This window comes from Candidatus Tisiphia endosymbiont of Ptychoptera albimana (assembly GCF_964026605.1).
Lineage (GTDB): Bacteria > Pseudomonadota > Alphaproteobacteria > Rickettsiales > Rickettsiaceae > Tisiphia.
The window spans coordinates 679,715-703,801 of record NZ_OZ032164.1; the positions used below are offsets into that span (position 1 = coordinate 679,715).

Annotated in this window: 18 protein-coding genes; 10 read left to right on the forward strand and 8 right to left on the reverse strand. The window is 33.6% G+C overall.

Translation table 11 applies throughout. From position 1 onward, the window contains the following. The first annotated feature begins 310 nt into the window (after positions 1 to 310). The 4 genes from AAGD36_RS03290 to gltX all read left to right on the forward strand — a co-directional run bounded on the left by AAGD36_RS03290 (position 311) and on the right by gltX (position 6,186). A complete protein-coding gene (locus AAGD36_RS03290; RefSeq protein ID WP_341747226.1) occupies positions 311 to 913 on the forward strand; it encodes a peroxiredoxin in 603 nt (200 codons plus the stop codon). A gap of 343 nt (positions 914 to 1,256) precedes the next feature. Continuing rightward, positions 1,257 to 2,396: a DNA-processing protein DprA gene (dprA, locus tag AAGD36_RS03295; RefSeq protein ID WP_341755939.1), complete on the forward strand. Its 1,140-nt coding sequence runs from the start codon at positions 1,257 to 1,259 to the stop codon at positions 2,394 to 2,396. Positions 2,397 to 2,398: 2 nt separating this feature from the next. After that, complete coding sequence (gene topA, locus AAGD36_RS03300) at positions 2,399 to 4,816, forward strand: type I DNA topoisomerase (protein ID WP_341755940.1); 2,418 nt, start codon at positions 2,399 to 2,401, stop codon at positions 4,814 to 4,816. 17 nt (positions 4,817 to 4,833) lie between these two features. Next, positions 4,834 to 6,186 carry a glutamate--tRNA ligase gene (gene gltX / locus AAGD36_RS03305; RefSeq protein WP_341755941.1) on the forward strand — a complete coding sequence of 451 codons (1,353 nt, stop codon included), beginning with the start codon at positions 4,834 to 4,836 and terminating at the stop codon, positions 6,184 to 6,186. A 477-nt stretch (positions 6,187 to 6,663) separates the two neighbouring features. Here the strand turns inward: gltX and AAGD36_RS03310 are convergent, their stop codons facing one another. Then, positions 6,664 to 8,889 carry a Sca4 family protein gene (locus tag AAGD36_RS03310; RefSeq protein ID WP_341755942.1) on the reverse strand — a complete coding sequence of 742 codons (2,226 nt, stop codon included), beginning with the start codon at positions 8,887 to 8,889 and terminating at the stop codon, positions 6,664 to 6,666. Positions 8,890 to 9,287: 398 nt separating this feature from the next. Here AAGD36_RS03310 and AAGD36_RS03315 point away from each other — a divergent pair, with 398 nt between their 5' ends. Further along, entirely contained in the window at positions 9,288 to 9,866 is a 579-nt protein-coding gene (locus AAGD36_RS03315) for a disulfide bond formation protein B (RefSeq protein ID WP_341755943.1), read from the forward strand. A 118-nt stretch (positions 9,867 to 9,984) separates the two neighbouring features. Continuing rightward, positions 9,985 to 10,452 (forward strand): hypothetical protein, encoded by a 468-nt coding sequence (locus tag AAGD36_RS03320; protein WP_341755944.1) that lies wholly within the window; start codon positions 9,985 to 9,987, stop codon positions 10,450 to 10,452. 284 nt (positions 10,453 to 10,736) lie between these two features. On the opposite strand, the gene AAGD36_RS03325 is transcribed toward AAGD36_RS03320, so the two are convergent. Next, entirely contained in the window at positions 10,737 to 11,582 is an 846-nt protein-coding gene (locus AAGD36_RS03325) for a peptidylprolyl isomerase (RefSeq protein WP_341755945.1), read from the reverse strand. Between the two features lie 405 nt (positions 11,583 to 11,987). Between AAGD36_RS03325 and secA the strand changes: the two genes are divergently transcribed. The 3 genes from secA to hemC all read left to right on the forward strand — a co-directional run bounded on the left by secA (position 11,988) and on the right by hemC (position 16,711). Then, positions 11,988 to 14,720 (forward strand): preprotein translocase subunit SecA, encoded by a 2,733-nt coding sequence (secA, locus tag AAGD36_RS03330; RefSeq protein ID WP_341755946.1) that lies wholly within the window; start codon positions 11,988 to 11,990, stop codon positions 14,718 to 14,720. Further along, entirely contained in the window at positions 14,659 to 15,609 is a 951-nt protein-coding gene (locus tag AAGD36_RS03335; RefSeq protein ID WP_341755947.1) for an aminoglycoside phosphotransferase family protein, read from the forward strand. The genes secA and AAGD36_RS03335 overlap by 62 nt, the downstream gene beginning before the upstream one ends. A gap of 199 nt (positions 15,610 to 15,808) precedes the next feature. After that, the gene (gene hemC / locus AAGD36_RS03340; RefSeq protein ID WP_341755948.1) at positions 15,809 to 16,711 is read left to right on the forward strand and encodes a hydroxymethylbilane synthase; all 903 of its coding nucleotides are present in this window, start codon (positions 15,809 to 15,811) and stop codon (positions 16,709 to 16,711) included. A 67-nt stretch (positions 16,712 to 16,778) separates the two neighbouring features. Here the strand turns inward: hemC and AAGD36_RS03345 are convergent, their stop codons facing one another. The 4 genes from AAGD36_RS03345 to lon all read right to left on the reverse strand — a co-directional run bounded on the left by AAGD36_RS03345 (position 16,779) and on the right by lon (position 21,436). Further along, positions 16,779 to 16,925 carry a hypothetical protein gene (locus tag AAGD36_RS03345; RefSeq protein WP_341755949.1) on the reverse strand — a complete coding sequence of 49 codons (147 nt, stop codon included), beginning with the start codon at positions 16,923 to 16,925 and terminating at the stop codon, positions 16,779 to 16,781. Positions 16,926 to 17,137: 212 nt separating this feature from the next. Continuing rightward, positions 17,138 to 18,106, reverse strand: coding sequence for an LD-carboxypeptidase (locus AAGD36_RS03350; protein ID WP_410521249.1), 969 nt, complete (start codon positions 18,104 to 18,106; stop codon positions 17,138 to 17,140). A gap of 369 nt (positions 18,107 to 18,475) precedes the next feature. After that, complete coding sequence (locus AAGD36_RS03355; RefSeq protein ID WP_341755951.1) at positions 18,476 to 19,027, reverse strand: cytochrome b; 552 nt, start codon at positions 19,025 to 19,027, stop codon at positions 18,476 to 18,478. A gap of 69 nt (positions 19,028 to 19,096) precedes the next feature. Then, positions 19,097 to 21,436 (reverse strand): endopeptidase La, encoded by a 2,340-nt coding sequence (gene lon, locus AAGD36_RS03360; protein ID WP_341755952.1) that lies wholly within the window; start codon positions 21,434 to 21,436, stop codon positions 19,097 to 19,099. Between the two features lie 89 nt (positions 21,437 to 21,525). On the opposite strand from lon, the gene AAGD36_RS03365 reads away from it, so the two are divergent. Then, on the forward strand, positions 21,526 to 22,527 hold the full coding sequence (locus AAGD36_RS03365; protein WP_341755990.1) for a serine/threonine dehydratase: 1,002 nt from the start codon (positions 21,526 to 21,528) through the stop codon (positions 22,525 to 22,527). Positions 22,528 to 22,597: 70 nt separating this feature from the next. Here AAGD36_RS03365 and AAGD36_RS03370 read toward each other — a convergent pair whose 3' ends face one another. Both AAGD36_RS03370 and AAGD36_RS03375 read right to left on the reverse strand, forming a co-directional pair. Continuing rightward, the gene (locus tag AAGD36_RS03370; protein ID WP_341755953.1) at positions 22,598 to 23,203 is read right to left on the reverse strand and encodes a hypothetical protein; all 606 of its coding nucleotides are present in this window, start codon (positions 23,201 to 23,203) and stop codon (positions 22,598 to 22,600) included. A 61-nt stretch (positions 23,204 to 23,264) separates the two neighbouring features. Next, the gene (locus AAGD36_RS03375) at positions 23,265 to 23,963 is read right to left on the reverse strand and encodes a M15 family metallopeptidase (RefSeq protein ID WP_341755954.1); all 699 of its coding nucleotides are present in this window, start codon (positions 23,961 to 23,963) and stop codon (positions 23,265 to 23,267) included. Positions 23,964 to 24,087 lie beyond the last annotated feature (124 nt).

Genomic DNA, 24,087 nt, shown 5'->3' on the forward strand with positions numbered 1-24,087 from the left:
ATATACGTAAGGTGAGTGATTATTTATTACATGACTTATAGTTCTCGTACCATTTCCGATTATGACATACACTCAACTATTGATTACAATTTTTAAATTACTCTGCTAATTCATTTAAGATTTGGTATTGTAATACATTATTATTTTGTGTATCATAACTTGAGTTCGATGTAAGACATCGGTTTAATAGCCTAGGGTGACATCACCCCTAATGAGGATAATTACTTGAGCCTAGTATTAATTTGCTACATCGATACTTAAGGTTATCATAAGAAATATTTTTAATCACTTGAAACTGAAGGAATTTAAAATGCAAGTATTCGTTGGAAAAGCTGCACCGGATTTTACAGCTAAAGCTATTATGCCTGATAATAGTATAGAATCTGAATTTAATCTTAAAAATTATGCTAAGGGTCATAAAGTTGTATTGTTTTTTTATCCCCTAGATTTTACTTTTGTTTGTCCATCAGAAATTATAGCCTTTAATAATAGATTAGGAGAATTTACTGAAAGAAATACAAAGTTAATAGCAATAAGCGTTGACTCGCATTTTTCTCATTTGGCTTGGAAGAATACTCCTTACAATAAAGGTGGTGTTGGCAATATCCAAATTCCTATGGTGGCAGATCTTAATAAAAATGCCTCACATAGTTATAATGTACTTCATGATGATGGAATATCACTGCGTGGTACTTTTGTTATTGATGAAGAATTCATAGTACGCCATTTGTCAGTTAATGATTTGCCAATTGGTAGAAATATTGATGAAGTAATAAGACTGATAGATGCCCTAGACTATAATGCAAAGCATGGTGAAGTATGTCCAGCTGGGTGGCATAAAGGTGATGAAGGTATTACCCCATCACATAAAGGAGTAGCAGATTACTTAGCTTCCAATGCAGAAAAATTATAGTATATAGAGTAGGTTTGCCGGATCAGTAGATGTCATTGCTAGCTACGAACACCAATGTACCGTATACCGTAGCTAGAGATGACATCGAGATTACCATATATGACACGCATAGGTTTATGCAGGTTTTTACCGCTAGTTGTAGCTTTTAAACTTCTCTAGTTAGAAATTAATTGTTTTTTTACTTAGTGGGGGAAAATTTTGTTATATACTGCAAATATCATCTAAGAGACTCCAATTTGGGATAAGAATTGACAAATTCTTATCTCGAATTCGCGTAAGGGATAATTTATGTCAAAGTAAGCTTAAAGCCAAAGAAAGAGATTTGATGCTTAAGGAGCTATTTTTGGATACTAACCGAGTATCTTATACAAAAGAAACAATTGATATTCTAAGACTAATTAGGAGTGAAAATGTTGGTCCAAGGACTTTTTGGAGTTTAATAAAGATATTTGGTAGTAGTAGTACTGCAATTGAAAATATACAAGAATTCTCACTGCGAGGTGGACGCTCTAAACCAGTAAAGGTATTTTCACAAAGTGAGGCAAGTAAAGAACTTGAGCTTTTGGAAAAGAATAACGCCAAAATTATTACCTATAAGTCTTTAGAATATTCAAGGTTATTGTTAGAGATTTTTGATTGCCCGCCTATACTAAGTTATAAGGGCAATATCGGGTTATTATCACACGAAAGATGTTTAGCAATTGTTGGAGCAAGAAATGCTTCAGTAAATGGTCGTGCTTTTGCAGCTAGAATCGCTAAGGAATTGACAGACGCAGATTATATAATGGTTTCTGGACTTGCAAGAGGTATTGATACGGCAGTGCATCAAGTTAATATCTCTAAAACAATAGGAGTTATCGCTGGAGGAATTGATCATGTCTATCCCCTAGAAAATGTTAAATTATTCGAGCAAATTCAGCAAGAGGGGTTAATAATTGCTGAATTACCAATAGGTTCAAAACCTCTTGGACAACATTTCCCACAACGTAATCGATTGATTTCTGGTATATCTCTTGGAACGGTAGTAATTGAGGCAAGCCTAAAATCTGGATCATTAATAACAGCAAGGTTTGCTTTAGAACAGAATAGAGAAGTATTCGCAGTGCCGGGATTTCCGTTAGATCCTAGGTGTCAGGGTACTAATAAACTTATCAAGGAAGGAGCATATATGGTGGAATCTACCCAAGATATAGTAACTAATCTACCACATTTTTCTAAGGTTGTCAGCAAATCTAAGGATGTGGCGAATGATTCAGCTGAGAATAACCAGTTTAAAGCGTTAGATATAAAATATGCTAATCCAATTACCAACGATATGCGTATGAAAGTTAAGGAGCTTTTATCTTCAACTCCTATAGATTTTGATTGTTTGCATCAAACGCAGCTACCTTTGCAGGTTATATATATGATAATACTGGAGCTAGAACTGGCTGGAAAAATAACTAGATATCCTGGCAACAAGATATCTTTAATTTATAAATAAATATGAAATTAGTAATAGTAGAATCGCCAGCAAAGGCGAAAACGATAAATAAATATCTAGATAATGGTTTTAAAGTTATTGCTTCGTTTGGGCATATTAGAGATTTACCATCTAAAAATGGTTCAGTTCTGCCAGATGAAGATTTTGCTATGAAATATATTATATCAGATAAAGCAGAAAAATATGTTGAAGCAATAACTAAAGATGCTGCCAAGGCTGAAATGGTTTATCTAGCAACAGATCGAGACCGAGAAGGAGAATCAATTGCTTGGCATGTTGCAGAAATAATAAAAGAAAGAAACTTGGTTAAATCTAGTGATTTCTTTAAAAGAGTAGCATTTGATGAAGTTACAAAAAAAGCTATTTTACATGCAATTGAAAACCCAAGAAAGATTGATATTGATTTGGTTAATGCTCAGCAAGCAAGGAGGGCTTTAGACTATTTGGTAGGATTTACTTTATCGCCGATATTATGGCGTAAATTGCCAGGATGTAGATCAGCCGGAAGAGTCCAGTCTGTAGCACTGAGACTTATTTGCGAACGAGAAGACGAAATTGAACGTTTTAAATCGCAAGAATATTGGGATATTAGTCTTAATATTCTTAATAGTAATAATGAACCGTTTTTAGCAAGATTAACTCATGTTAATGGTAAAAAATTAGAGAAATTCTCAATTACTAATGCACTAGCTGCCAATGATCTAGTCGAGAAAATAAAACTAAAGAATTTTCATGTTGCTTCTATAGAAAAAAAACAGCAAAAACGTCAACCGCAACCACCTTTTATTACCTCTTCGCTGCAGCAAGAAGCTGCAAGAAAATTAGGGTTTACTGCTAAGAAGACTATGCAAATTGCCCAAAAACTTTACGAAGGTATGGATATAGGTAATGAAACTATAGGTTTGATCACTTATATGAGAACGGACGGGACAACTCTTGCTAGTGAAGCTGTTGAGCAAATACGTCAGTTGATAGATAAGAATTTTGGGGGTAAATATCTGCCAGCTAGCCAGCGAGTTTATAAATCTAAAGCTAAAAATGCCCAAGAAGCTCACGAAGCGATTAGACCAACTGATATTACCCTGCTACCAGAAAAGTTAAAGGATAAACTAGATAAAGATTTTTACAAGCTTTATGACCTAATTTGGAAGAGGACGGTAGCTTGCCAAATGGAAAATGTTATTATTGATTTGGTAGTAGCTCAGCTTGATACAGAAGATAAAGAATTTACATGCAGAGCAAATGGCTCAATTATTGCGTTTGATGGTTTTTATAAAATTTATCAAGAAGGTCTAGATGATGAAACAGAAGAAGAAAACAGGCTTCTACCACCGCTAAAAGAAGGAGAGAAATTAATTACAGATTCAGTGAATCCAGCACAACATTTCACTGATCCGCCACCAAGATATTCTGAAGCTAGTTTAGTAAAGAGGCTTGAGGAACTTGGTATTGGTCGCCCGTCTACTTATGCTTCGATTATATCAGTGTTGCAAGATAGAAAATATGTAGTTGTTGAGAAAAAACGATTCTTTCCAGAGGAATTAGGGCGTTTAGTTACAACATTTTTAACAGGTTTTTTTAAGAAATATGTGGAATATGATTTCACAGCTGATCTTGAAAATGATTTAGATGAGGTGGCAGAAGGTAAAATAGAATGGAAGTCTTTACTAAAAAAATTCTGGGATGGGTTTAATAACAATGTAGAAGTAGTTAGTGGAAAGAAAATATCTGATATAATTATTTATGTTGAAGAAGCCTTAGATTATCACTTATTTGGAGAAAAGTCAGAAAGTAACAAGTCAAGAATTTGCCCATCCTGCTCTACAGGTCAATTAGATCTGAAGCTTGGTAAGTTTGGAGCATTCTTAGCTTGTAGTAATTACCCAGAATGTACTTTCAAAAAACAAATTACCTCTAAAAATAGTGATGATGTTGCTACTACTATGGAAGAGAACAAACTATTAGGAGTAAATAAGGATGGTTTTGATGTTTTTCTAAAGAAAGGCCCATATGGTTTATATGTACAGACTAGTGAGCAAGTTGCCAAGGGTGAAAAGCCAAAGCGTGCATCATTGCCACCTTCTATTGCCCAAAATGATGTCACTCTTGCTTTAGCTATGAGGTTGCTTGAGTTACCGGCTAAATTATGTTTGCATCCTGAATCTCAACAAGAGATTATACTTGGTATAGGTAGATATGGCCCGTATCTTAAATATCTTGATAGGTTTATTTCAATACCAAAAAGATACGATCCTTTTACCATAACAACAGAGATCGCTGTAGAAATAATTGAAGCTAGTAATAATAAGTTAAAGAATAAACAAGAGAAAGATAATGGCAAGCAGGTAATAGTTGCAAAAAAAACTTCTAAAAAGAATGCTACAGCAAAAAAAACAACAAAAAAGAAAAAAGTACAATAAGCGGTTAAGATAAAATTATGGGAAGGGTTATCACAAGATTCGCACCATCACCAACAGGTATGCTGCATATAGGTAATAGTAGAACAGCTCTTATAAATTGGTTATATACTAGAAAGCATAATGGCATATTCATTTTAAGGTTTGATGACACCGATCTTGAACGTAGCAAGCAACAATATAAAAATGCTATTGAACAGGATTTGAAATTTCTAGGACTTAACTGGGATCAAACTTTTTGTCAATCTAATAGGCTTGATAGGTATGAGGCGATAAAAACATTATTATTACAAAAAAATAAATTATATCCTTGTTTTGAGACTCAGGAAGAGCTTGAATTAAAGCGTAAATTACAATTATCTAGAGGACTCCCTCCTATATATGATCGTGCAGCTTTGAATTTAACTCAACAACAAATAAATGATTATATTAGTCAAGGAAGAAAGCCACATTATCGATTTTTGGTATCGCATACTCCAATTATATGGCAAGATATGATTAAGGGTGAAGTTAAATATGATGGGAAAAATCTTGGTGATCCGATAGTTATCAGAGAAGATAATAGTATGACTTATATGCTTTGTTCAGTTATTGATGATATTGATTATTCGATTACCCATATTATTAGGGGCGAGGATCATGTAACTAATACGGCGATTCAGCTACAAATGTTTGAAGCCCTACAGGAAGAACTATACTCAAATCAAAAGAGTATACCGAATTTTGCTCATCTTGGTCTAATTATTAGCCGAGATGACAAAATATCTAAAAGAATAGGAGGATTTGAGATCGCTGCTCTAAGGGATGAAATTGGATTAGAACCAATGGCAATTAACAGTTTTTTTAGTTTAATTGGTTCGTCATCAAGTATTGTATCGTTTAAGAATTTAGATCAGCTAATAAAAGAGTTTGACATTAATAATTTTTCTAAAAGTCCAACAACTTATTTGCCGGAAGAATTAGAACGTCTGAATCATAAATTACTAATCAACCTTAGCTTTGATGAAGTAAAGGATCGCTTAAAAGAGATTAAGGCTGAACAAGTAACTGAACCGTTTTGGTTGGCAGTGAGAGCTAATTTACAAAAATTATATGAAATAAAAGACTGGTGGAATATTTGTTACTCACCATCCAAAGTTGAAGGATTAGATAAAGATTTTTTAAAACAGGCAGCTATATTGTTACCAGACGAACCAATAACCCTCGATAGCTGGAGCATATGGACTAAAAAAATTATGGTCGTTACTGATAAAAAAGGCAAGGAGGTATTTCTGCCTTTAAGACTTGCTATAACGGGAATGGCATCCGGACCGGAAATGTCAGTAATATTACCATTACTTCGCAGAGAGGAAATTATAAAAAGATTAAGTTGATTTTTTTGTTGATCTAAAAAAATAACCTGAAAGGCTATTAATCCCCATTCGCGTCTCACCCTCGAGATAAATATGAGCAAAAATTATGCTTCAAAGTAGTATTATTATGCGATGTGTGGGATGAAAATTTACATTAGACTTCTTTCGAAACTCTACTTCTACTGGTGATTTGTACGTCAAGCCGGTACTCGAATCCTCATGTACATTCAAGTACGCTGCGGTTCAAGGTGAAGTGTCTCCTTCAAATCTTTCAGTATAAGCGAGTTCCGAAAGAAGTCTATTTTAGTTACTGGCTACATATTGTCATTTTGCAGATTTTGTCATTTGGGGCATAGTTAAATCAAATAAATTGAACAAACTTTACCCTAGACTATCAAACCGATGTCTTCTAACAAACTGTTATAATAGTTTGTTTATATTTTTACATAATGCATAGCATTTTGTTTGCTGCTTACATAAAACTGAAATTAAAGTAAATTAGGATAAACCATGACTCCTTGCATTCCGAGGTTTAAAAACAGGAGCTGGCTTTTGGGATTCTTGATTAATTTCAACAATTCTATTCTTTAGGAATGTTTGTAAATTTACATCATCTTTAACATTAACATGTTCTCCTTTCCGTTGGTATCCCATTTGAGGAGATCCATTTATACTTGTTATTCTCTCTTCTGTTCTCAATCTAACCTGGCCTACATTTGCTTCTCTCTCTCCTCCAAAACCAATTTCTTTAACTCTTCCTCCCCTTCCATCTGCTTCAACCTTTGCTAATTCCGTTAATAGTTTTATCTGTTCTTGAGGAGTTGATAATTTTTTTAATTCTTCATTGATATATTGTTTCTGCTTTTCAAGTTCACTTTTTTGCAAATTTTTATATATCTCTTCTGCTTGTGCAGTAATCTCAACATTGGTTTCTCGAGATGGAATCATCCGTGTTGTTAAGTTCTTCCTAAGGGATTGTGCTACCTCTTTTGCACTTTCCTCAACAGGCTTTGACTCTACTAATTTGCTAGCTGTACGAACATTATCAACTACTTTTGGTGTTAGAACGGGGGCGTTTCTAAGAGTGGGGTTAGGTTCATCTAGAATATTACCCCTTGGATTTACTTTCACATTTGTTTTTTCTGGTGTTAGAACGGGGGCATTTTTAAGAGTGGGGTTAGGTTCATCTAGAATATTGCCCCTTGGATTTACTTTCACATTTGTTTTTTCTGGTGTTAGAACGGGGGCATTTTTAAGAGTGGGATTAGGTTCATCTAGAATATTACCCCTTACATTTACTCCTTCCTCTTGAGTCGTGTCAGTAAGAGAAACCACAGCTTCTTTTGTTCTACCCAACTCTTCAGTCTTCTGATGAGAAGTCATAATACGATCCACAGATGGTGTATCGATAGATTGTGAAATATCCACGCCATGTCCCTTGTTTTTGGCTACTTCTTGCATCATTGCTTTATATTTTTCTTGCGTTACTGGCAAGGTATAGATCTGTCCAGCATGTTCTACATACCCAAAACCTTCATTAAACTTGACTGGCTTTGGTGAGCTGACCTCGATTAGCTTACCATCATCATCATAGTGAGCAGTAAAATATACAGCCTTACTTGCAGCAATATTTCTGCCATGCTGATCCTTTACCGCTAGCGATAAATGCATTGGACCGCCATCATTAAGTTCTATCGGAAAATCTATCGTCCTATAACTTTTAATTTCTACTGTAGTACCATCACTTTTTTGTACTGTTTGAGGAGGATTTATTTGATGTGTTGCTTCTGTTAATGTAGCAATCTCGTTACCACTTGCATCTCGTACTATCTGCGTTTTAATAGTAATACCATTGCCACTTTCTCCAACTCCATCCTTCCATTCCATAGTACTAAATCTATCTGCAAACTGGGTATGAACATTTTTGTAGCCGGCAATTTCTACTTGTTCTAAAGCTCTTTTTAACTCAGATTCTTTAAGAACTTCACTGATTTTCTCTTTGTTTTCTTCATTTTCACAGTACGCACGAAATTTAGTTATATCTCTAATTTCTTCTAGGTTTGCTATATTATTCTTTACTAGAGCTTCAACTATTAGCTCCCTCTGCTTGCTTAAGATTTGCTCTCTAATTGCTTTGGTTACAGGGTCAACATCTCGATCGGCAGCAGAAAAAGAAGAGGAACGGATAGTGTCAAAAGAATAGTCTTCTTCTAATGCTCTAAGATTTTCCTTAGCAGGATCTTGTAACACAAAGACGTCCTGAGCAAGTTCTTCTTGAGCAGGTTCTGCTATTTTAGCAAAAGCAATGATTGTCTGCAACTTATCTTTATATCCTTGCCAATTATCAGGCATTTCCCCGTTCTGTATGGATTGTGCCAATTTGTCAGCTAGTTTCTCAAACACTATAGCTTTCTTAAATGTTAACTCATCTTGTTCAGTATTTTTCCCTATCTTTTCACATTCATCAACATTAGTCTTGATTGTTTCAGCCAAGCCGTCTAATACATCATTTATTACAGCAACCTTGCTTTTTTGTGAAATCGAATGATCTAGCAAAACTCTATTTGGAATTTTAAGTAGATAGTCAAATAGAGAATTAATGACCTGATTTTCAACTAGACTATCTTCTCCTTTACTGTCTACTTTCTTTCCAGCTTCATCTATTTCAATCATCAAGTCTGTATAATAATCAAAAGACTCTCTAAAATTTTCTCCTTCACTCATTTTTACCACCCTATATCTTAAATTCTAGCTATATTTGATGCTAGATAATATTCTTCTTTAAAGCAACTAATTTGTTTTATTTTTAAGGCAACTTACTTAAAAAGTAGAGTCCATCATTTTAATTATATCATAAATAATATTAGCACTAAGCATATACGTAATTATATCTTGACATTTTCTTTGCCTAGAGGCAAACTAAGCTTTAACAGGCGAAAGTAATGGTAATTATGATCTTGATATTTATTTTAATGTTTTATGTTTTTACAATTAATAGGCATAGAGATAGTCAAAAGAGCTATAATTTCATCATACCATTATTTTATATTAATTTTTTAATAGCTAGTATCTATTTTTACTTACATGCTACTGACCACTTAAATATCTCTTTTTAATCTGTTATGAACCCAGTTTCAAGCCAACCTACAATTATATATATTGCTATTGCTATTTTATGTATAGTAACAAATGTCGTAGCCTTTATTTTCCAATTTTTTTATTATGAACTACCCTGCCCTTTATGTTTATTACAAAGATTCGGTTTTATTGCTATCGGACTTGGAGCACTACTTAGCATAATATATAATCCTTCTTGGAAATATGATATGATTATATTCACCTCTAGTATTTATACGTTGATGGTAGGGCTTAGGCAGGTTTTGCTGCATATTTTACCCCATGATTTAGGATATGGTAATACTTTCCTTGGGTTACATTTTTATACATGGTCAGCAATAATTTCTTTTTCTTTAATCCTATTAATGTCTATAATTCCTATAATTAGCCTTATTCTAAGTAAATTTAGTATACTACAATTTTATCCTAGTTTTGTACCTACATTAATTGAGATTAGTTTGATAATTATCACTCTTGTTAATGTGTTTGCAACTTATTTTGAATGTGGTTTTGGCATGTGTCCTAGCGATCCTACAACTTACTTAGAATGGAAAAATTTACAGCAATTATTTGGTAGTAGTTAAGTAATTTTAACTTATTAGATCTATGTTTAAAAAAGATAACTATTCAAGCAGTTTAATTATATTATTATAACAGAACATCATGAAAATTTTTAATAATAACCAATAAATGGAGGATAAAATGCCAAAAAGTTTTGTAGAACAATTAAAAAAAGGGGCAGCAAAATTAGCAGATAAGGCAGAGAAAAAAGTGGAGCAATTTGTTAATGCTGTACCAAATGATGATGAGATAATAGACAAACTCCGAGATGGATTAAAAAAAGTTAACTCTAAAGTTGCTCAAGTAAGCCCAGAAAGTGCAAAAATCTTGCGGAAGATAGAAGGAAAAATAGGGGTTAAGCCAAATCCACAAAATCTTGCTGAAATAGTTGATGACTTAAATAATATCAAAGATAATTTTATGAAAGATATGAAAACCCCAAAAGTTATCACTCAATTCGGTGATTTTTTAAAATCTACTATTGCTTTAATAGGATCTATTGGTAAATCTGCAACAGAACGTGGAAAAGCATATGATAACTTTACAAAATCAGCAGAAGCTCTAGGTAAAGCGATTAGTAAAACATTCGAGGGGTCAAGAACACGTTGAGGATAAAATAATATTACCCAGGCAGATATTGATTCCCTGCGTGGGTTCATTAGTGTTAGGAGCTATCTTTATAGTTAACCAAAGAAGATTTTTGCTATAATAAGAGAAGGGCTGTCACCCCTGCTTCAGTGCGGGGTCTAAAAAAGTCTAACAAACCATCTTGGTTTATTTTTTTAGATTCCCGCTTACGCGGGAATGACAGCTCTGTGTAGTAACTACAACTGTAGTAGCCTGAATTCAACGTAACAAGTTACATCAAATTCAGGTTATTAGGTCAGACTAGATTATTTTTTAGTCTCATTTGTTATTTGTGACTTCGGTAACATTATTTTGATATCAGCTTTACTTTCAAGATCAGCAACATACTTTAATATAGCATCTCTACTAAGTTGATTGGTTATACTAGCAATAGCTTCCTCCTTAGAAGGTATTTGTGCAGGTCTTTTATCAAGTACAGTAATTATATGCCAACCAAATTGGGTTTTAACTGGAGAAGAGATTTCATTTACTTTCATTGATAATGCTTTATCTTCAAATTCAGGCACTAGCTGTCCAGAAGTAATATAGCCTATTTCTCCACCATTTGCTTTAGACCCTTCATCTTTTGAGAAATCCTTAGCAAGCTTAGCAAATTTTTCCCCTTTTTTAAGTCTATTTTGTACATTTATTGCGTCTTTTTCATTTGCAACTAAAATATGACTTACTTTTACTTCCTCTTTTCCTTTTAGGCTAGCAACTAATTTATCATATTCAGCATTAATCATTTTCTCATCAACATGAGATTTTACATAACGCTCCATCAATTCTTGCTGAACCAATTGGTTTTTTACTATATTCAACTTAGATTGGAATTCTTTTGAAGATTCAATATTAGAATTCTTGGCTTCTTGCTCAAGCAATTTTGCATCGATATAGCCCTTTACTAACATTTCCTGTATATTCGCGTCAAAATCAGTAAACTTTTTTCCTTTAGCACTTGGTTGGGTATCTAAAGAAGGTTGGAATTGTTGCATAACCTGTGATTCTTTTACTTCACCACCTTTATAAGTAGCAACAATTTTATCTTCATCAGCAAAAGCACTACTCGCAAGTAAACTAGCAGCTAAAAAAATTATAGTTGTTCTTTTCATTTGTTATCCATTATTATATATTGTTTATGACAGCTGGATTTTATAAGGATAACCCTTCTACGTCAACAGCTATTTACAATTTGTTTGATAAATATCATAAAATATCATATTTTACAGGATATTTACTAACCTCAATTCGATATAAGAATTGTTAATTCTTATATCGAATTGGCTTGTTATAAGGAAAAATGCATTCTTGAAGCGATTCTACGAATGCATTTTAAACCTTTCTAAAGCTAAAAACATGATTTTAATCTTTTAAAATCATGTTTTTAGCAAAATATTAATTTAACAATCAGATGCAGAGCCGTCTCAAATCTGATTGTTTCGATAATTTCACCGAATTTGGGATAAGAATTGACAAATTCTTATCCCAAATTCGCGTTATTTAAATCTAGGATATAAATGCTTTCTTTACTTAAAAAATTATTCGGCACAGCAAATGATAGAAGTATAAAAAAACTATCTTTAGAAATTGAAAAAATTAATTTGCTCGAGCCTTCAATACAAAAATTTTCTGATGATGATTTGAGAAATAAAACAGAGCAATTTAGGCAAAGATTAAAAGATGGTGAGTCATTAGATGACTTAACTTATGAAGCTTTTGCTGTTGTACGGGAAGCTTCAAAAAGAGTCTATGGGATGAGGCATTTTGATGTTCAGCTAATTGGTGGATTGATATTGCACCGTGGTATGATTACTGAAATGCGTACAGGAGAAGGAAAAACTTTAGTTGCCACATTACCCACATATTTGAATGCTCTTACTGGTGAAGGGGTGCATGTTGTTACGGTAAATGATTATTTAGTAACACGTGATTCTGAGTGGGTGGGAAGAATTCATAATTTCCTAGGGTTATCTGTTGGTTGTATAGTTGCTAATATCAGTGATGATGATAGACGTAACGCTTATAGAGCAGATATTACTTATGCAACTAATAACGAGCTTGGATTTGACTTCCTCAGAGATAACATGAAATATAGTGAAGATTCTAAGGTACTTCGCCCTTTTAAATTCGCTATTATTGATGAAGTTGACTCAATTTTAATTGATGAAGCAAGAACTCCGCTAATTATATCAGGTCCAGTAGACGATCGCTCGGATTTATACAGCACAATTGATAAATTAGTTCGTCAGTTTAAAGATGAAGATTACGAAAAAGATGAGAAATTACGGACAGTTAATCTTACTGAGAATGGTATAACTCATGTAGAATCAATGCTTGTAGCTAATAGTCTTATTGAAAAAGATTCAAGCCTTTACGATTTTGAAAATTTAAGTTTAGTTCATTATATCAATCAATCATTAAGGGCTCATATCCTCTTCAATCGTGATGTTGATTATTTAGTACGCGATGGAAAAGTTATGATTATTGATGAATTTACTGGACGCGTTATGGAAGGTAGACGGTATTCTGAAGGGTTACACCAGTCACTAGAGGCAAAAGAGCATGTACAAATTCAAAATGAGAATCAAACCTTAGCTTCTATTACTTTCCAAAACTATTTTAGGAATTATCCCAAATTATCAGGTATGACTGGTACAGCAATGACCGAAGCTGCAGAGCTAAAAGACATATACAATCTTGATGTTCTTGCTGTTCCTACCCATAATCCAATTACTAGAGTTGATTATGATGACGAGATTTATGGCAGTAAACAAGATAAATATGAAGCTATCCTAAAATTAATAAAAGAATGTCATGATCGTGGTCAACCTGTTTTGGTTGGAACGGTTAGTATAGAGAAGTCTGAAGAAATTTCTAACTTACTTACCAAAAATAAAATAACTCATAATGTTTTAAATGCAAAATTTCATCAGCAGGAAGCATTTATTATAGCTCAAGCTGGACGATTTAAGGCTGTGACTATTGCCACAAATATGGCAGGTCGTGGTACAGATATTATGCTTGGCGGTAACCCAGAAATGCTAATAGAACAACTATCTCTAAAGAACCTAGCAAAAGAGCAATATGAATTAGAAATAGTAAAAATAAAAGAGCAGATAGCTGAAGAGAAGCAGCGTGTAATAGAGGCTGGAGGATTATTTGTTATAGGTACTGAAAGGCATGAGAGTCGTAGGATAGATAACCAGTTACGAGGAAGAGCTGGTAGACAAGGTGATCCAGGCAATACAAAATTTTTCTTATCTTTAGAAGATGATCTGATGCGTATTTTTGCCTCAGACCGTATCTCCGGAGTTTTAAGAACGTTAGGTTTAAAAGATGGTGAAGCAATCCATCACCCTATGATTAGTCGTTCACTTGAAAAAGCTCAACAGAAAGTTGAAGGACATAATTACGAAATACGTAAAAATTTATTACGTTTTGATGATGTTATGAATGATCAACGTAAGATAGTTTATGAACAGCGCAGTGACATCATTAAGTCAAAAGATGCACATGATTTTTTAACTAACATGACAAAAGAACTAGTGGGAAAAGTGGTATTAACTTTTATTCCACCTAGTTCTTATAGAGAAGACTGGGATATAAATGCTCTAACAGGAGAGTTGCAGCGTATTTTTGCTATAAAACTACAGCATGAATCTATAACAAAAGCTGATGTTACCGAAGTACAGGTGGTATCTAACGTTGTACAAATGGTAAATGATTTGTACCAAGCAAAAGAGGAAGCATATAGCGTTAACTTGATGAATGACGCAATTAAGTATATTTTACTAACAACTTTAGATCAAGTATGGAAAGATCACCTACATAATTTAGATCATTTACGACAAGGTATATCACTAAGGGCTTATGCCCAAAAAGATCCTCTTAACGAGTATAAAAGAGAAGCTTTCAATTTATTTGAACAAATGCTCGATAATTTGAAGGAATTATTTATCCAAAGAGTTTGTCATCTCCATATGGATACTAGCCATATTAAAAAAGAGTCAATGTCTTTGGAAAATAAAAAACTTCAAAAGACAATGCGAGAAACTAGGGAGGACCCAGCTTTTCATAAATATAATGCTGGTGTTAGTATTGAAACTCAACTTAAAACCATCAAAACTCAAGTCAATCCACAGGATAGAGTACAATCAGACCCATCAAGTTGGGGAAAAGTGGCTAGAAATGAGTTATGTCCCTGTGGTTCTAGCAAGAAATATAAATATTGTCACGGAAGTAATGAATAAGCAGTGCAATTTAATGATAGACAGTCAACTTGTGAGTTGCTTAGTAGCCACCCAGTTTCCACAATTTAGAGATTTGCCTGTTCAGCCGGTCGAACTCAGTGGTTGGGACAACAGAACATTTCGCTTGGGTAAGCACATGCTTGTACGCATGCCTAGTAGCGAGAGGTATGCAATACAGGTAGAAAAAGAGCAAAAGTGGTTGCCTAGATTGGCATCTTTGCTGCCACTTCCAATTCCACTGCCTGTAGCAATGGGAGAAGCTGGTGAGGGCTATCCATGGCGATGGTCCATTTACCGCTGGATTGAGGGCGAAACTGCTACATCTGCACACATAGCCGACCTAGGTGACTTCGCAACCAATCTCGCACAATTTCTTATCGCTCTGCAAAGCATTGATCCCACGGACGGACCTCTACCAGGCTTACATAACTTCTATCGTGGTGGACCTCTAACGATCTACGACACTGAGACACGACAAGCAATCTCTGCATTAAGTAACAAGATCGATATCAGCACTGCTACTAAAATTTGGGAAGAAGCTCTGACTACTACTTGGCAAGCTTCGCCAATATGGATTCATGGTGACATCAGCACCGGCAACCTGCTAGTACAAGAAGGAAAGTTGAGTGCTGTCATTGATTTTGGAGGGCTAGGGATCGGCGACCCAGCCTGTGATTTGGCGATTACTTGGACGTTATTTCAAGGAAGAAGTCGGGAAATCTTTCGGACAATGCTTCCATTAGACGCCGGCACTTGGACTCGCGGTCGTGCATGGACATTATGGAAGGCCTTAATTATCGCAGCAGACCTCCCGGGTACAAATACTGCAGAAGTCACACAATCATGGCGTGTTATTGATGAAGTACTTACAGATTACAGGCATAACTAAACAATGTTATGAATAGCAAAAATTAGGACATAGAAGTAATTTCTATATTAGCCCTCTTATGTAACCTAAAATAAATGATCATGATGATAAAAATAACCTTTATCAATAGAATATATGTAATTACAAGATTTTGGAGATAATGAGTTTTGTAGATTAACAGTAATAAAAAGATCTGCATTTGAGAAAATAGCTAGGTTCTATGAAGAAAGTAATAAAAATAGGTACAAGAAGAAGTCCTTTGGCTTTAATACAGACAAATTTAGTAGTAGACCAAATTAAAATTCATTATCCAAACATAATTTATGAAATAGTTCCAATAATTACCTCTGGTGATTTGATTAAGGATAAAAATCTGTATGATATAGGTGGCAAAGCTTTATTTTTAAAAGAAATAGAAAATGCTCTTATAAATGGCGAAATTGACTTAGCTGTACATTCCTTAAAAGACGTACCTTGCAAACTACCGTCAGAATTGATGATATGTGCTGTACTTGAGAGAGAAGATGCACGAGATGTATTTGTCTGCTTAGATTATAAATCAATAGAAGAACTGCCTTTTGCTAGTAAGGTAGGTACATCTTCAGTGCGGAGAAAAGTCCTAATACAAAGAAAAAGACCTGATTTAAAAATTGTTACTTTTAGAGGAAATGTTGATTCAAGAATAAAAAAATTAATGCAAGGTGATGTTGATGCAACCATTTTAGCTTATAGTGGTTTAAAAAGATTAGGACTATTTAATACACAATATTGCCACTTAATAGAGACAAAAGAGATGTTACCATCTGTAGGTCAGGGTGTTATAGCGATAGAGATAAGAAGAAATGATAATAAAATGCAAGAAATATGTAATAAAATTAACCATCTTGAAACATGGGAGCTAATGCAAGCTGGAAGGGCATTTTTGGAACATTTAGATGCAGATTGTAAAACTCCTATAGCTGCTTATTCAACATATATAGGTAATGATATTCATACAGAGTTTATGCTTTCTGATTTTGACGGTAGTAAAATAGTTTTTCATAGTGACATTTCTAATTCAAAAGATTGCAAAAATTCTGGCATACAGGCTGCAAAAACTTTGATGTTAGCTATAGTGAATTGAGGAGAATTTGGTAACGTCGTCTTCGATCCTTCGCCTATTACATATAGGTGTCGCTCCATCGCTCCTACTATACTAGACTTACTGCATAAGTCAATCTAGTTGGTGATTTTGTCGTCGAAACTCGCCTCCGCTCCTCACGTACGTCTTTGTACGCTGCGGTGCTCGGCTTCGTTTCTCCTAAAAATCCCTCAACTATCTTTGATTTATGCAGCAAGTCTAATGCTCGTAAATGAAGAGTTGGTAGACGATAGTATAACTTCAAGAAGAGCTAGGCAGTAGCAAAGTCGAGCAGCGTAGCGTACATGAGTAACGGAGCAGCGGAGATCTTTAGTCGCGGGAACGCCAATTCTTGAAGTTCACCGAGTATACTCAATTCTCTTCAATTGACTATAGGCAAAACCTTCTTGGGTTCACTTAGAATTATTCTTAATAGCATTTCATTATTAATTCGAACTGGTTATCATTAGAAGGAATAATTTTTGTACTAGTATTGTAAATAATTGGATCATTAATTTGCTCGTGACCAAACCTATTAGTCTTAAATACTGGAATTTTTAAGGTTGCTGCAAAATCAGTAAGAACAGTAATGATACTCTTACCATCACCTCCACAAGTCCCAAATATTATAGCATTTACATGATCTAGCAGCCTTGCTTGTTTTAAATGATATAAAATGCGATCTAGCTGATATGGTTTTATGTCAACATCTTCCAAAAAAAGAATCTTATCTGCTGTTTTTATTTGCCATGATGTACCTATAGATGTTTGTACAATGGTTAGATTACCGCCAGTAAGATTACCTGTAACAATTTTGCTAGATTTTGCAGCATGGTTGATTGCTGATAACCCTTTAATTTTAGCTAGAGTTTCTTTACCAGAAATTATTTTTGCTATTTTTATAAAATTCTGATGATCTCTTGTTGGATTAAATATTTCAATGATTCCGTTACCATGAATTGTCTTCCATCCCCATTCTTGAGAAAAGAAAATATGTAAAGCAGTCATATCACTAAACCCTATAAAAAACTTTTCCTTTATAGGTTTTTTCATGCGTTGTAAGTCAGGAATCAATTTTGCTGAACCATATCCCCCGCGAAGTGTCCATATTACGTCATTTGATTGATCCAGTAACGCGTTTTCTAAACACGATAACCTTGTTTTATCGTCGGTAGAATGGAATAAGCTTTTTCCTCCAAAGCAACTATTTGGAATATCTAGTTTCAATGAAGTAATATTTTTTAAATTAGATAATAATTCACTGCTTACCCCTGAGGCAGGAGCAACAACAGTAATTTTTGTATCTTTCAATAAGCTAATAAATTCCTTATTATTTTTGTTAAAGTCTAGATTCGAAAATGCTGATAATAACATAAAAACAACTGGTAGGAGTATTATACAAATATTACTTCTCATCGAGCATAGCCTATTTATGATATGGATGGTTTTCTATTATAGTCTGAATTTTATCATTGATTAATTAATTTGATTATACACGATAAAAGTTATGCACTAAGTAAAAATTAGTCAATGGCATTAATATTTTTTCTATTTACAATTAAGATATTAATAAGATTTAATCTATACTTTAAGCAATTATAGCAATATATTTGCTTGTTAATAAGATGTAAAATTAAGTTGAACATGGATTTTACAAAATGATCATTCATTTTTTATTCACAAACTTATCCACAATGCTTTTATATTATAGAGGACTATACATAGTTATATGCAGCAATTCCAAAAGTTGCCTAATTCTTTATATTTTCAATTATTTCTGTTATTGAACCACATTCTCTTCAATACATCATCTTTTCTTACAAAATGGTGATAAAAGGCAGCTAAAGTATGCAGAGCAATTAAAACACAGAGAATAAATGCTGAAAATTCATGCATTTTGTAAAATATTTTGGCAAATGATGCATTCTGAATGAATGAAGTGATAGTAAACAGTCCATATATATCAATGTTACGACCTGACAGAATGGTCATTAATACACCACTGATTGGCATTATAAACATTAAAAGATAGAGTATATTGATATTTAAGGTAGCAACATTTTTTTGCCATCTTGGTAAATCACTTGGTAAGATTACTCTGATATTAATTAAACGCCATAGCAATCTTATGGATACTAGTAATAATACCATCACGCCTGTAGCCTTGTGATAGGCGTAAATTTGCTGTTTTATAACAGGATATTCTATGTTTTGCATAGAAAAACCAACTATAATCATTGACACTATCATAACTCCAACTATCCAATGTAGAAGTTTTGTAACTAAACCATAGGAATTTTCAGTGTTTTTAATAGTCATATTCAAACCTACAACATAGCTAAATAATTTTAAGTATATTCAAGTTTCTATCGTAATGTTAATATTTTTTTAGTTAGCAACTGTAAAATTATTATTCACTAAAGCTAATTTTAGTACTTGATCTATATTTGACACTGATAAAATTTCCAAGCTATTCTTTATATTCGGTGGAATATCTTTTAAGTCCTTGATATTCTCTTCAGGTATTAATACTGTTTGTATACCACCTCGGCTAGCAGCCAATAATTTTTCTTTTAGTCCTCCAATTGGTAACACTGTACCCCTTAGGGTAATTTCTCCAGTCATTGCCACAGTTCTTTTGACTGGTATTTTGGTCATAAGTGAAACAATAGTGGTAAATATTGCACATCCAGCAGATGGTCCATCTTTTGGAATTGCACCAGCCGGTACATGCAAATGGATATCAAGGTCTTTGTAATCTTCGTACTTCAGTCCAAAATTATTAGCTCTAGAGCGGAAACAACTATAAGCTGCTTGAGCGGATTCTTTCATTACATCCCCAAGCTTGCCTGTAGTTTTAATATCTCCCTTTCCAGGGAATGACAATGCTTCAATGGTTAATAGTTCTCCGCCAACTTCTGTATAAGCAAGCCCTGTGGTACTGCCTATTTGGTCTTCTTTCTCAGCTAAACCAAAATTATGTTTTCTAGCACCTAAATATTCTTCAAGATTTTCAGATGATATTGATATGCTTTTTACTTCTTTGTTACTCAGAATCCTTTGCAATACTTTTCTTGTAACAGAGCTAATTTCTCTTTCAAGCGATCTTACCCCTGATTCTTTGGTATAATATCTGATTAACTCTAAGATTGCTCCATCATCAATAATTAGCTCATTTTTCTTCATTTGATGTAGTTTCAATTGCTTTGGTATTAAATAGTTTTTAGCAATTTGTGATTTTTCTTCTTCAACATAACCAGAAACATTAATGATCTCCATACGATCTAGTAAAGCTCTTGGCAAATTATAAGAATTGGCTGTTGCAATAAACATTACTTCTGATAAATCATATTCTACTTCTAAATAATGATCAACGAAATGGCTGTTTTGTTCAGGATCCAAAACTTCAAGTAAAGCAGATGCTGGATCGCCTCGGAAATCAGAACCCATTTTATCAATTTCATCTAATAACATAACAGGGTTATTAGTTTTAACTTTTTTAATTAAGTTTATGATTTTTCCTGGCATAGAACCAAGATATGTTTTTCTATGACCTCTAATTTCCGATTCATCTCTAATGCCGCCAAGAGCAAATTTAGTATATTTCCTACCCATTGCTTCAGCAATTGACTTGACCAGTGATGTTTTCCCCACTCCTGGAGGACCAATTAAGCATAGTATAGGTCCTTTAATTTTTTTAGAGCGTTGTAATACTGCTAAATATTCAATTATACGATCCTTGACTTTCTCAAGACCGAAATGATCCCGATCCAAAATTTCTCTAGTTTTGTTTATGTCAGTTTTACTATTATCAAATTTTCCCCATGGCATAGCTAATATTGTATCAAGATAGTTACGAACAACTGAGGATTCACCTGACATTTGATTCATAAGCTTTAGCTTTTTCAGTTCTGATTCAACTTTTTCTTTTGCTTCTTTTGAAAGTTTTAAGGTCTTAATCTTTTTTTCTATATCAGAAAAGTCAGATTTATCCTGCTCGAGTTCTTTTTGTATAGCTTTCATTTGTTCGTGCAAGTAATAATCACGCTGAGTTTTTTCAATTTGTTTTTTTACTCGTAGTTGTAAAGCTTGTTCTGCTTCCATTTGAGCCATACTAGATGTCAATGTATCTATTATAGTTTTAATTCGTGTTTGAGGTTTTGTTTCTTCTAATAAGGTTTGTTTTATTAGTAATGGTGCAGTCAGATAAGAGGCTAGCACATTAGTAATATAACTAAAATTAGTCGGATCTTTGGTTATTTCATCAGCTATTGTTTCTATTATTTCTGGATTAATTTTTTTATGATTCTTGGTATATTTCATAAATAACTCAATGACAATTGACGTAGAAACTTTTAAAGCTTCCACATCAATTACCTCTTCATCTTGTAGTATGCTATATTCAGCTTCAAACATTTCTTTATTAGTTATGTTATGAAGTTTAACCTTCTGCATTGCTTCAACAAGAATTTTTGCATTATTTTGTAATCTTACTGTTTGTATAATTTTAGCAATTACTCCTGTAGAATGAAGATCTTGAATATCTGGAGTGTCTTGATCTTGTTGTTTTTGTAACACCAATAATATATATCTATTAGTATCTGTAGATTTAGTATTCAGTAAGGCTTTTAGAGACTTTGTCCTACCGACAAATATGGGAGCAACCATGCCGGGAAATATCACCATGTCTTTTAATGCGAGTAGGGGTAATTTTTCTTTATTTGTCATACTAAAACCTTGAAAAATTTATATACTAAAGGGATTGTTAACTATATAATGTTGCCGTGCTGGGATTTCAAGCTACATTTATTTTGTATATGCATTTATCACCTCAATCTCCAAATATAATATCAATAGCAAGTAATAGGGTAAAACAATATCTTCATTTGACTCCAATAGTCCAGTCTGAAACTTTAAATGAAATGCTGGGGCATAAAATTTTCTTTAAAATAGAATCGTTGCAAAAAACTGGAGCATTCAAGGTTAGAGGGGTATTAAACCATTTATTAGAGTTACAAGAACGAAATCGTTTACTAGATAAAATTGTTGCATATAGTACAGGTAATCATGGAATTGGTCTTGCTTGGGTAGCAAAAATTCTTAATCTAAATGCAAGAATTTATTTGCCCAAAGATACTTCTCCAATTAAGCAACAAGCAGCAAGATATTACGGAGCAGAGGTTATACTGACCGATACTAGGCAAGTGGCAGAAGATAGGGCAAAAGGTGATATAGAAAATGGTTTCTACTATTTGCATCCTTCTGATAGCGATTCGAGTATAGCTGGGGCTGGTACTATGTGTTATGAAGCCTTGCAACAGCTAGGGTTTAGCCCAGATGCTATTTTTGCTTCTTGTGGAGGAGGTGGATTACTTTCTGGATCATATTTAGCAAAAAAATTACTGTCTCCATCCAGCTTGCTTATAGGTTCAGAGCCGGTTAATGCGAATGATGCTTTTTTATCTATTAAACAAGGTTCAATATATAGATTTACTGATTCACCAAATACTGTAGCCGATGGTTTACGTACTTTAGCAGTTTCACCACGTACATTTAATTATCTAAATAAACTTGATGATTTCTTTCTTGCTGATGAATATTCTATATATTACTGGACCGCTTGGTTAACGCATTTACTAAAAATTGCTTGTGAACCATCATGTGCTTTAAATATGGTTGGAGTAGTTGATTGGTTAAAGAGAGAATCAAAACCTAAGAGAGTTTTAGTACTTATATCAGGTGGAAACATTGATCCTGCTCTTTATCAGGAGCTTTGGAAGGGGAATTATCTATCTAATTTACCAAGCCCATTAATGTAACCTACCCCTATTCAGGATAAGAATTAGTTAATCCTTATCCCGAATTCGGTGAAATTTAGGACATTTTTACTTAATTGCAGTCCTCGTTAATGGTTGGATTTTCACCCGTTAAAGCACAGCTAGAGGCATTATAGCCAGCTGCTACATCAATAGGGGGATTGTCGTTTGTGCGAGAATCATTAATTGTTAGGTGGCTATCTAGCACTGCTGTTAGATAGTTTTCAAGCTCTTCAGGGTTAGATAAAGCTTCCCCTAGGTCTCGTGAAATTTCCTTTAAAACTTCATTTTCAGACTTTTCTGATAGTGTAGCTACGTGTTTTAAGTGCATTTGATTCATTTTATCCCAATTCTGATAGCTAACAGCACTAGACATTTCCTCCTGTTGTTGAGAAGAGTTTTCTTGTGTTTTATTAAGAAAATCTAGGACTCCAGCCCCAACTTTTAGGACTCCACCACCAACTTTATCGTCGGCTATTTGCTTCTCTAATACTGCTGCTTGAGACATATCTGGTTGCATTCTCTTTAGAAAACCTCCAAGGGCTTTGTCGTTGAATGTAGCCATTAATAATATTCCGTTTGGAACTTTACTGAGAACTTCATCTTCAGAAATCCCTAATCTCTGAGCTGCACCTTGTAAGAGTTCTTTATTACGTCCCGTAATTCTATCTTTACTCATTTTAATTTCTCCTTAAATAATTATTACTTTTTTTTAAGTTATTATACTTAATGCAAAAAGTCTATTTAACATCAAAATTAAAATACTGATCCTTATAAGGTTCGTCTTGCAAGGTATAATGCCACCACTCAACCGAATATTCCTTAAAATTATGTTTTTTCATTTTCTTACGTAGATAATTACGATTTTGTAAGTAAAGTTCATCAATTAGTTTACTATCATGGGAGGATACTATATCCATAAGATCTACAGAGCTATACATGTCAACCGTATTATCATCAAAATAAGGAATTAGACGACCATCTTTTAGAGGTCTTTTTATCATTTTAGGGTTTGGATTTAATTGTTTTCCAAGTTCGATAATAGTTAAATCTACAGTACTTCCACGACTATGAGGTGATCGTTTAGCAACATAACCTAATTGAAAAATTTCAGCCTTATTAATGTATGGATAATAAGAGTCTTTCATTTTTTGATCAGCAACATCTTCTCCCCATCTAACGAAATGTTGTACAGCTTTATTAGGTCTATAAGCATCATAAATTACCAAAGAGTAGTTATCATTTTTTATATCTTGCTGAAGATTTTTTAAGGCAGTAGCCGCTTCTTTAGTTAGTATAGCTCTATTAGCTTTATAGCCATCGATCTGCTTTCCTACAAAATTTCTAGTATCATAATACATCATCTGTTGAATTATAGTAGGATCTATTTGATCCAAATACACAAAACCTTCCGGTAAATTGACTGTTTCATTCAACATAATATATATCTCTCTCAATTAAACTAATATTCAATATTTAGTAACAAAATTATTGTTAATAAAAAATAATAATTTATTATACTTTTTTCTACAATACAATATCTTAATTTATTGAATTGTCCTT